Raw genomic sequence first — 10,799 nt, forward strand, 5'->3', positions numbered from 1 at the left:
CTTAATATTAGTTTAAGAATGATTTGATCTAATGGGTAAAATGAAAATGAGAGGTGATTTTTGTGCCGGGCAATGCCAACTCTAACTCGGATTCTGGTAGGGGTTCAATCAAAGATCCTATTGTAGACATTATTCAGCGACGGTCGCGCGCACCAGGGATAGACGAATCCGGGGGCAGGCAGCCCGTGCTAGCTGGTGTATCGCCTACGCCTATACCTATGGATCCCTCTGCCTTGGGGCTTCGCTTAGCTTCTATTGCTTTTAGGGAGGTAGAAGAAGTTGCCATGCCTAGAGTGCCCAAAGCGAGGCGGATTGCTCAGGAGGATAACGCCTTTAGGGCGGCTCCAATGGCTTTTTCTCAGTCTGGGCCTGAAGAAGCTACTTTGAATGGCTCGCGGGTTCGTCTGATGGCATGCATGGCTGCAGAATTGCCCACTATTAAGTTTAAACTTAATCAGCTTTTGAGTTCGATCGTTAATTTTTTTGAGAATCTGGAGAGGGAGCCTGTTGGGCTTTTTTTGTTTGAAAGCGTGTTTAAGGAATCTCAAGACGCACTGGATTCGATTCAAGATCGACTGGTGGGCTTTCTTTGTATTTTGATGTCGGAGCAGCAGCTCTGTCCGCTCAGCGCTTATTGCGGTGTTTTGCTTTGTCAGGTAGGCGTGGTTCGTCAAGAGCTTAGTCGGAGAGCAGCCATTCTAAACGCTCTTTCGGGTGTTGACGCCCCGCCGCCTGCAAATCCGCGCCTATGATAAAACAAAACCTGGCACTTAAATCATTAAAAACCCCTGGAGAGCTCGGAATTTGGCTGCTATCCTTAAGCTCATTGCACAGTTGTGAGATGAGGCCATGGCAAAAGAACATAACGATATTAACCCTCAAGAAACGCAAGAATGGATTGACGCGCTGGACGCGTTGATCCAAGTCAACGGCAAAGAGCGCGCTGAATATATCATCAACAGCCTCATGCAAGCGGCTCGTGAGCGCGGCGCTAATCTGCCTATGTTGCTCGATCAGCAGTTGCCTTATGTGAATACCATTTCAGAAGACGAGCAGCCAAGCTACCCCGGTAATCGTGAGATTGAAAAACGCATCGGTCAGATCATGCGCTGGAATGCGGTGTGCATGGTCTTAAAAGCCACGCACATTGCCAAAGAGCTCGGCGGCCACTTAGCCACTTTTGCCTCTTCGTCTGTGCTCTACAGTGTGGCTGAAAACCATTTCATGAAAGCCGATGACCTTATTTTTTATCAAGGGCATGCTTCACCCGGTATGTACTCTCGTGCATTTATCGAAGGCACCTTGAGCGAAGAACAACTCTCACATTTTCGTCAAGAAGTGGGTGTTGATGGTTTATCATCATATCCGCACCCTTGGTTGATGCCGGAATTTTGGCAGTTTGCCACGGTGTCTATGGGCTTAGGCCCGATTCAGGCGATTTACCAAGCGCGCTTTCTAAAGTATTTGCAGCACCGCGAGATGATAGAAGACACGGGTCGACGCGTGTGGTGTTACTGTGGTGATGGCGAGATGGATGAGCCAGAATCGCTGGGTGCGATTCATATTGCCGCTAAAGAAAAGCTCGATAATTTATGCTTTGTGATTAACTGTAATTTGCAGCGTCTCGATGGTCCGGTACGCGGTAACGCGAGCATTGTGCGTGAACTGGAGTCGGTGTTCACCGGTGCGGGTTGGAATGTGATTAAGGTGCTTTGGAGCAGTGATTGGGATCAATTGCTCGCCAAAGATAAGAGCGGCTTATTAATGAAACGTTTGGCCGAAGTGGTCGACGGTGAATATCAAACCTATAGCGTGAAAGACGGGGCGTATATTCGCGAGCATTTTTTCGGTAAATACCCTGAGTTGCTGGCCTTGGTGGAAGACATGAGTGATGCAGAGCTCGCGTCATTGCGCCGCGGTGGTCACGATGTGTTTAAAGTTTATGCGGCGTATGATCGTATGCAAAAATTGAATAATGGCCGACCCACCGTGATTTTAACCCACACGGTTAAAGGCTTTGGTTTGGGTGTGTCAGCCGGCGAAGGTCGCAATGTCGCACACAACACTAAAGTGATGACGCTAGAAGAATTGCAGGCGTTTCGCGACAAGCACGAAATCCCGGTTAAATTTAACAGCTTGGATGATATTCCGTTTTACTTGCCGCCTAAAGACAGTGATGAAATTCGTTACGTACAAGAGCGTCGCCACGCACTGGGAGGGCCCTTGTTTCATCGTCGGCAAGCCTCAAAGCCATTGAATGTGCCGCCGTTATCAGCGTTTGCAAAGCAGCTAGAAGACTCAGGCGATCGTGAGATCTCATCGACGATGGCGTTTGTGCGTGTCTTAAACACCATTTTCCGTGATAAAGAACTGGGCCCGCGAGTGGTGACAATAGTGCCTGACGAAAGTCGTACGTTTGGTATGGAAGGTTTGTTCCGACAATACGGTATTTACTCGGTTGTGGGGCAGTTGTATGAGCCGGAAGACAAAGAACAAGTGATGTATTACAAAGAATCGCAAACCGGTCAGATCTTCGAAGAAGGTTTAAATGAAGCCGGTGCGATGTGTTCTTGGATTGCTGCGGGTACTTCTTATAGCACCAATGATGTGCCGATGATTCCGTTTTACATTTATTATTCCATGTTTGGTTTTCAGCGCACAGGCGATTTGGCTTGGGCAGCCGGTGATATGCGTGCACGTGGGTTTTTGATTGGTGGTACTGCCGGTCGCACAACACTTGCGGGTGAAGGTCTTCAGCACCAAGATGGCCATAATATTATTTTTGCGGCCACCATTCCAAACTGCATCAGTTACGATCCCACTTACAGCTATGAAATGGCGGTGATCGTTCGTGAAGGTTTGCGCCGTATGTGCGAAGAACAAGAATCGGTGTTTTATTACATCACTGCGATGAATGAAAACTACCATCACCCCGCCATGCCAGAAAGCAGTGAAGAAGGTATTCTCAAAGGCTTGTATCTGCTGAATGAAAATAAAACGCGCTCGAAGCTTAAAGTGCAGCTCTTAAGCAGCGGGGCGATTTTAAATGAAGCGATTAAAGCGGCCGCGATGATTGAAAAAGATTTTTCTGTGAAAGCCAACGTGTGGAGTGCGACGAGTTTTAATGAGCTTGCGCGTGACGGGCGTGATGTGGCGCGCTGGAATCATTTAAACCCCGATAAAAAACCTCGCTTGAGTTATGCTGAGCAATGTTTAAAAGGGCACGAGGGTCCTGTGATTGCTGCGACAGATTATATCAAAGCCTATGCGGATCAAATTCGCGAGTTTGTGCCAGCGTATTATGTGGTATTGGGCACGGATGGTTTTGGTCGCAGCGACACACGCCAAAAATTGCGTCAGCATTTTGAAGTGAATGCCAATTACATTGCCTATCATGCGATTAAAGCTTTAGTCGATGAAGGCAAGCTCGATGTGAAAGATGCGCTCAAAGCGCGCAAGCTCTATAGCATCGATCCCGATAAATTAAATCCACTGTATGCGTAAGGGGATGAGAGTATGAGTCAAGTGTTTGAAGTAAAAGTGCCAGATATCGGCGGTTCTGAAAACGTTGAGGTGATTGAGGTTTTGGTTAAATCCGGCGATGCGGTGAAAGCCGAAGATTCGCTGCTAACGTTAGAAAGCGATAAAGCCACGATGGATGTGCCCGCACCCAAAGCCGGTGTGATTAAAGACATCAAGATCAAAGTGGGTGACAAGGTTTCGGAAGGCAGCTTGATTATGACGATGGATGCTGAAGGCGAGGTAGATGAAGCTAAAAAATCTGAAGATAAGCCGGCTGAGAAAAAAGCCGCGCCTGAAAAAGCCAGCACTCAAAGCGAAACGGCATCAGATATTACCTTGCCTGATTTGGGCACGGATGATGCGGTTGAAGTGATTGAAGTGCATGTCAAAGCCGGCGACAGCGTGAAAGCCGAAGCGGCGTTGCTGACATTGGAAAGCGATAAAGCCACGATGGACGTACCGGCACCGCGCGATGGCGAGATTCAAGCCATCAGTATAAAAGTGGGCGATAAAGTGAAAACGGGCCAAGTGATCGGCCAGATGAGCGGTGCCCCGGCCGACCAGACTGGGAAACCTAAAGAAGATAAAGCGCAAGCGGTACCGGCGGCTCAAGAAAAGCCGGCGGAAAAAGCCGAAGCACCCGCGTCGGCTTCATTGAATCAAGGTAATGTGTACGCAGGCCCTGGCGTGCGTCGATTGGCCAACGAGCTCGGTGTGAACTTGGCGAGTGTTTCGGGCACCGGTCCCAAAGGCCGTATTTTACGCGAGGATTTAACAGGCTTTGCTAAACAACGAATGACCTCAGGTGGTGGCGCTGGCTTGAGCTTGGCCGAAGCCCCGGTGGTGGATTTTGCAAAATTCGGTGAGGTGGAAACCCAAGCACTATCGCGCATTAAAAAGCTATCCGGCAAATTCTTGCACCGCAACTGGGTCACCATCCCGCATGTGACACAGTTTGACGAAGCGGATATCACCGATTTAGAAGCGTTTCGTCAGGCGAATAAAGCCGTGGCCGAAAAGCAAGGTGCAAAACTCACGCCGCTAGTGTTTATTATGAAAGCCGTGGTGGCCGCGTTGAAAGCGTATCCGCAATTTAATGCCTCACTCGATGCTAGCGGTGAAAACTTGGTATTGAAAAAGTACTTCCACATCGGTGTGGCGGTCGATACGCCTAATGGTTTGGTCGTGCCCGTGATTCGTGATGTGGATCAAAAAGGCTTTGTTGAGTTGGCTAAAGAGCTGGCGGAGTTTTCGAAAAAGGCGCGCGATGGCAAGTTAACGCCGGCTGATATGCAGGGCGGCTGTTTTTCGATTTCAAGCTTGGGTGGCATTGGTGGCACGGCTTTTACACCGATTGTGAATGCGCCAGAAGTCGCGATTTTGGGTGTGTCGAAATCTGACATTAAACCTAAATTTATCGACGGCGAGTTTAAACCACGATTGATGTTGCCGCTGAGTTTATCGTATGATCACCGCGTGATTGACGGTGCGGATGCCGCACGCTTTGTGGTATATTTGGCGCAAGCCTTGGAAGATATGCGTAGAGTTTTATTATAACGTCATTGCGAGTGCAGCGAAGTAATCTCAGGAATGAACAGGAAGATTGCCGCGTCGAGTTACACCTTCCTCGCAATGACACACGAGAATCATCCCTATAACAGGAGAAAAACAGTGAAGACAGTCAAAACAGAAGTGGTGGTATTAGGCAGTGGCCCTGGCGGTTACTCGGCAGCGTTTCGCGCAGCTGACTTAGGCAAAAAAGTGGCGTTGATCGAGTTTCATGACACCCTGGGTGGTGTGTGTTTAAATGTGGGTTGTATCCCATCAAAAACCTTATTGCATGCAGCGAAAGTGTTGGATGAAGCCAACCATATGGCTGAGCATGGCATCAGCTTTGGCAAGCCTAAAATTGAGCCTAAGAAATTAGTCGCCTACAAAGAGTCCGTCATTGGCAAGCTCACGGGTGGTTTGGCTGCCATGGCGAAAATGCGCAAAGTGGAGTGGGTGAAAGGTTACGGTAAATTCACAGGCCCCAATACGATCGTTGCAGAAGATCACGAAGGCAACAAAACGGAAGTGACGTTTGAGCAGTGTATTATTGCCGCAGGTTCTCGCCCGGTAAAACTGCCGTTTATCCCTGAAGACAGCCGTATTTTTGATTCCACGGGCGCTTTAGAGCTCAACGACATCAAAGGCAGCTTGTTGGTGATTGGTGGTGGTATTATCGGTTTGGAAATGGCGACCGTGTATTCGACTTTGGGTGCCGAAGTGTCGATCGTTGAGTTTATGCCACAAATTGCAGGCAGTGCCGATGCGGATATGGTTAAGCCTTTGCATAAAGTCATGAGCCAGAAGTGCAAAGACATTATGCTTGAAACGAAAGTCACGAAAGTGGAAGCGAAAAAAGACGGGATTTATGTGACCTTCGAAGGCAAAAATGCACCGGATAAAGCCCAGAAATTTGATCAAGTCTTGGTGGCGGTGGGTCGTATTCCTAACGGTAAAGAAATTGCCGCCGATAAAGCCGGTGTGAATGTGGACGAGCGTGGTTTTATCGCGGTCGATAAGCAACTGCGCACGAATGTGAATCATATCTTTGCTATCGGTGACATCGTGGGTCAGCCGATGCTGGCGCATAAAGCCGTGCACGAAGCGCATGTGGCGGCCGAAGTGATTGCCGGTGAGAAGCATTTCTTTGATCCGCGTTGCATTCCATCCGTGGCCTACACAGACCCAGAGCTTGCGTGGGTGGGTGTGACTGAGCGCGAAGCCAAAGAAAAAGGCATTGAATACGGTGTGGGCGTGTTTCCTTGGATCGCCAGCGGTCGCTCGCTTAGTCAAGGTCGCGAAGAGGGGTTGACCAAGGTCTTGTTCGATAAAAACAATCGCATCATCGGTGCGGCCATGGTTGGCCCGAATGCCGGTGAGTTGGTGGCAGAGGCTGCGCTCGCGATTGAAATGGGTTGTGATGCTGAAGACATTGCGCTGACCATTCATCCACACCCAACATTGTCAGAGTCGGTGGGCTTGGCCACGGAAATGTTCACAGGTTCGATCACGGATTTAATTCCGAAGAAGAAAAAGAAATAATTGACTCGTTAAAATAAAAAACCCGGCTGATGCCGGGTTTTTTATTGATTGCTTCGTGCTCGGTTTAAGACGATTGAGTCCAGTTGCTTGAGTCGATGTAAATCGTTTTATAAGCTGCGCCGTTGTTTGGTACGGCGAAGTTGTACTTGTATTTTTTAGTTGTGCCGTCAGCTAACGTAATGGATTTAGTGACATTAGCTGCTCCATCATTTTCGTCCCAGCAAAATTCTTGAGATTGGTTCTTATCAACTTCATTCGTTTTATTATATGTGCCTTTAGAGCTCTGGGCGTAGGCATTTACGTAGAATGGCTGGTCGTGTTTTGAAGAGCCTTGTACTGAAAAGCCATATTGACCGGGTGAGCAGGCAAGCGCTGCCAATGGCAAAGTTACGGTAGCAAATACGCATAAGTTTATAAAATTGAATACTGATTTTTTCATAAAATTCCTTATTGGTTTTATAATGTAAGAGCCACCGATTCTATCATTTTTTTGTTCAATTATAAAGCATAATGTTTGTGGAGCCGCCACCGCGATAATCTCAGACAGTAGTACAAGCAAGGCGCCGATAATTAAGGCTTTTTCCATGGTGCTGAGTTTTTTCCAGCGTGAGCTGCTGCTTGTGGTGCACCCAAAAAAGCCAGCGCATCGATTATCTGGAACGCGGAGTTGAGAAGGTATCGGCGCCGGCCATTTTTTATCCTTATGGTTTTTTAAAGATGATAAAATGGAAACCTTTTGGTTTTATGACGATTGCAGTGCTTCGTGGATTTGCTCGAACAGATACCCCATGTGCACGCGGTTAGTTAAATCCAGGCGTTGTGTGTTGATTTTTAGCACTGGTTTGTCGTGGTAGCCGCATTTGCACACGTCTTCGGGGTAGGTTTTGTAGAGTTTGCTCAAGGCTAAAATTTCACGGAAGGTCCAGCCGCCGTTCATCTCCATTTCACGGGCACGCTGTTGGATACGCTGCCAGGCTTGTTCGGCACTGCCTTGTAGCACAATTAGCAAGTCAGACGAGGGCAGTTCTTTATTTTTCGCGTAAAACTCGGTGCTTAGTAGGTCGAGCTCATCGGCGGTGAGGTAGCCATCTTGGTAAAAGAGCTGGCAAAAGACTAAGACGTCTTCGGCCAGGCTTCGGTCTTTCACGTAGCTTCTATCGCCGGCTTTACCGATGCGGCGGTGTTCCGTGCGGAGCTTTAAAAAGTGACGCTGTAGGTCATAGCAATAGCGCTTTTTGTCATGTAAAAACTTGCCTAGCAGCGGGTTTTTTTCCGGGTCTTCGTACAAGGCATTGATGCGCAAGCTCTGGTGCATGAGCGTGGTGACCGTGGATTTACCGAGGCCCACATTGCCCGCAACCGTGATCAAGCTCGGGTGTTTTTTGAGATATTCTTCAAGCTGGCGCTCAGCTTCCACGGCGCGAATGGCGGCTGTGGTCTCTGGCAGCTTTACCCATTCTTGGATACCGGGGGTGGTGATGCGCAAATTCAGCGCTTTGATTTTATCAACAATTTGGTTAGCCACTTCTTCCATGCGCTCTAAAAGACGGTCTTCACGGTTCGTGTCGATGATCATCACAGGGCAGGTGATGTGCTTGCGCACAAAGTTCTCGTACAAGTCATTTAAGAGGCTTAAGTACTCGCGGCTGATCAGCTTTTCGCTATCGCGACCCCGCTTGGCGATCCGCTCTAACAAGCTGTCCACATCCGCGCGTAGGTAGATCACAAAATCGGGTTGATCGATGTGTTCGGTGAGCAGATTATAGCTGCGCTGATACGCGCGAAACTCTTCTTCGGTCATGTGGCCGATAACTTTTTGCGCTTTACCAAAGACGTGGAAATCTTCAAAAATCGTGCGGTCTTCCAGCACAATGCCGCGGGCCTGGTCGATCTTGGCTTGGCGCTTGAGACGCCCGTTTAGAAACTCGATTTGGGCCATGAAGGCGTTGTGTGCAGGGTCCTTATAAAAAGCATCGAGCACGATGTGATCGAATTCTTCTTGGTAGGTGTGGATTTCTTCATCACCATCCAGAGTCGGAAACGAGCTCAGCAAAATCTTGCTCAAAGCGGGCGATTTGAGGTTGTTGACGAAAGTGGACTTGCCTGCGCCAATATTGCCGATAATCCCGATGCGTAAGTTTTCCATGTTGACCCTTTTTTGTCCTATTTTGGCGCGTTGTTTGGCGACGAAAAATAGTACCAGGGTAGGGATCAAAAGCAAGTTTGGATGTGCTCTGGCACGTAGCAAGTCGTAATCTAGCCTGCGTTGAGCGAAGCGATAACCCGGGTTTTTATTTCCCCGGGTTAACGCCTGTCTTCGCTGCCGCTTCGACGAGGCTCAACGCAGGCTACATTTTGTCGCTAATGCCATTGCGAGCGAACGCCAGTGAGCGCGGTAATCTGGTCCATTAATCTTGAGATTGCTTCGTCGCTTCGCTCCTCGCAAAGACGGTTGCTACTTTTGCTAGTAGCCTTGGATTGTTTTTCCGTATTTTTTACGGTGTTTGACTTTTTGATGTTGTATTAAAATAGGACAACTTTAACAAAAACAAGGTTATCTACTATGACAAACTATCATCCCGCTTTGCCTTCATCAGAACAAGCTGTAAACAACTATGACGATGTCTTTTCTGATCATGTGCCCGTCATGGCTCAAGTCCCGACCAACTTTACGAATAAGCCTTTGAATATCATTTCTTGGAATGTGTTGGAGTCTGATGCTGCTCATGGGATGTCTGCTTTTAAAAGCCCTGGCGCTCGATATGGTGAAACCGTTGAGCAAACTGACGCCCGCCATCAAAGAATAGCCTCGGCGCTTAGGAAAATGGTTGGGCAGCAGCCGGTTTCGTTTGTGGCCTTGCAAGAGATCATGGCGGACGGTGAGCTCTTTAGAAAAATTGCCGCTGAGCTTGGAGACGAGTGGGCATGTTATGAATCTGATGGCAAAAAGGTCGATCAGGGTGCCTGTGTTGTTTTTTATAAGAAAGCTGAGTTTGCCCCTGTGGATCAAGCCGATTGCTCAATTTGGAAGGGTGCGGGTATGTCGAGCCTGTTTCAGGCAAATGGTAGTGACTGGCATGTTCAGCTGAATAATGTTCATGCCGAGTACTCACGTTACTCAAAAGCCCATGAGGCTAATATTCAGCGCTTGCTGGATGTGGATAGGCCTGCGCCAGATCGGAACCTACCGATTGTGATAGGTGACTTTAATGCCTGTATGCTTTCTGAGGATAGGCGCCCTCAGAATATTGCCACCAGTGCGACGCCTGCTAATTTTACCGGCACGGAGAAGCAAGGCGCTTGCGCGGTTGACGGCTGTCTTTACGGTTACGATGTTCAACGAGCGGCCATAAAACACATGAACCCTGAGACAGGCTTGGCGTTTGACCCGCAAGCTTTGAGTGTTGAGACGCTTGCGCCTGAACAGCGAGAAGAGCTTTCGCGTTGGTGGTGTGCGGTATCGACGCCACAAGAGTATGAGGCTGCTCAGATTGACTTGTCGCGTTTTCCTGAGTATCAGCGTTTGCTTCAAAAGGCTTTCGATGATCAAATTCATTTTCAGGTGAGTATTGCCGGTAATGCCTTAAACGAGCGAGGTATTGCGCTAACGATTGATAATAGTTTCGCTTCAGCTCTGCAGGACTGGGCTCAGGTAAAACGCTTTGCAGACAATCCTTTCGTGCTTGACCATGTGGATCATAATGCTAGACCTTTACACATCGTTTATGTTGCTGAGTGTCACTACAAAACATTCACTCAGTTTATTGATGATGCATTGCTTCTTAAAGCCTTTAAAACCATTTATAGCGCCCTACAAGAAGCACAAAAAGGCCCTAAGACAAATTGGTTGAAAACGCTTGAAGGTCAATCGTTTACTGAACAATTACGTTTAGTGCGAGAGCATAGTCAAAAAAACGGTAGTCGTACTCAGCGTGCGTACGAATTGGCTAGATCTCATCGCTGGAATGCAACGCCTGATAATACAGAACTATTTAAAGCGATTTATCAAACTGCGTTTGAAAAATCACGCGGCGCTAAGCGATCGAATTTGATTGAAGGCCCCAGTATTTTTAGGTCAAAAACACTGGCTAAAAAGCTTGTTAGTGATAACCGCGAGTTAAATATGAACGATAGCTATGCGCAGAGAGTCACAGCGGCTTTTAAGTCCGGAAAATAAAAACCGGGAT

At 48.2% G+C, this 10,799-nt stretch carries 7 protein-coding genes; 5 read left to right on the forward strand and 2 right to left on the reverse strand.

The window, feature by feature from the left end; genetic code table 11:
* Nucleotides 1-53 precede the first annotated feature (53 nt).
* The 4 genes from COV52_00995 to lpdA all read left to right on the forward strand — a co-directional run bounded on the left by COV52_00995 (nt 54) and on the right by lpdA (nt 6,612).
* On the forward strand, nt 54-752 hold the full coding sequence (locus tag COV52_00995) for a hypothetical protein (protein PIR11994.1): 699 nt from the start codon (nt 54-56) through the stop codon (nt 750-752).
* A gap of 97 nt (nt 753-849) precedes the next feature.
* Nucleotides 850-3,504, forward strand: coding sequence for a pyruvate dehydrogenase (acetyl-transferring), homodimeric type (aceE, locus tag COV52_01000; GenBank protein PIR11995.1), 2,655 nt, complete (start codon nt 850-852; stop codon nt 3,502-3,504).
* Nucleotides 3,505-3,516: 12 nt separating this feature from the next.
* Nucleotides 3,517-5,079 (forward strand): dihydrolipoyllysine-residue acetyltransferase, encoded by a 1,563-nt coding sequence (aceF, locus tag COV52_01005; GenBank protein ID PIR11996.1) that lies wholly within the window; start codon nt 3,517-3,519, stop codon nt 5,077-5,079.
* A 75-nt stretch (nt 5,080-5,154) separates the two neighbouring features.
* A complete protein-coding gene (lpdA, locus tag COV52_01010) occupies nt 5,155-6,612 on the forward strand; it encodes a dihydrolipoyl dehydrogenase (protein ID PIR11997.1) in 1,458 nt (485 codons plus the stop codon).
* Between the two features lie 64 nt (nt 6,613-6,676).
* Here the strand turns inward: lpdA and COV52_01015 are convergent, their stop codons facing one another.
* Nucleotides 6,677-7,198 carry a hypothetical protein gene (locus COV52_01015; protein PIR11998.1) on the reverse strand — a complete coding sequence of 174 codons (522 nt, stop codon included), beginning with the start codon at nt 7,196-7,198 and terminating at the stop codon, nt 6,677-6,679.
* Nucleotides 7,199-7,354: 156 nt separating this feature from the next.
* Nucleotides 7,355-8,758, reverse strand: coding sequence for a hypothetical protein (locus COV52_01020; protein ID PIR11999.1), 1,404 nt, complete (start codon nt 8,756-8,758; stop codon nt 7,355-7,357).
* A gap of 417 nt (nt 8,759-9,175) precedes the next feature.
* Here COV52_01020 and COV52_01025 point away from each other — a divergent pair, with 417 nt between their 5' ends.
* A complete protein-coding gene (locus tag COV52_01025) occupies nt 9,176-10,789 on the forward strand; it encodes a hypothetical protein (protein PIR12000.1) in 1,614 nt (537 codons plus the stop codon).
* The last annotated feature ends 10 nt before the right edge of the window (nt 10,790-10,799 follow it).

This window comes from Gammaproteobacteria bacterium CG11_big_fil_rev_8_21_14_0_20_46_22, from assembly GCA_002796245.1.
In the GTDB taxonomy this organism is placed as follows: Bacteria; Pseudomonadota; Gammaproteobacteria; order UBA12402; family UBA12402; genus 1-14-0-20-46-22.

Bases quoted from the DNA above. Each gene is read 5' to 3' on its own strand.
- COV52_01015 (PIR11998.1), bottom strand. From the start codon at position 7,198: ATGGAAAAAGCCTTAATTATCGGCGCCTTGCTTGTACTACTGTCTGAG.
- aceE (PIR11995.1), top strand. From the start codon at position 850: ATGGCAAAAGAACATAACGATATTAACCCTCAAGAAACGCAAGAATGG.
- COV52_01020 (PIR11999.1), bottom strand. From the start codon at position 8,758: ATGGAAAACTTACGCATCGGGATTATCGGCAATATTGGCGCAGGCAAG.
- aceF (PIR11996.1), top strand. From the start codon at position 3,517: ATGAGTCAAGTGTTTGAAGTAAAAGTGCCAGATATCGGCGGTTCTGAA.
- lpdA (PIR11997.1), top strand. From the start codon at position 5,155: ATGACACACGAGAATCATCCCTATAACAGGAGAAAAACAGTGAAGACA.
- COV52_01025 (PIR12000.1), top strand. From the start codon at position 9,176: ATGACAAACTATCATCCCGCTTTGCCTTCATCAGAACAAGCTGTAAAC.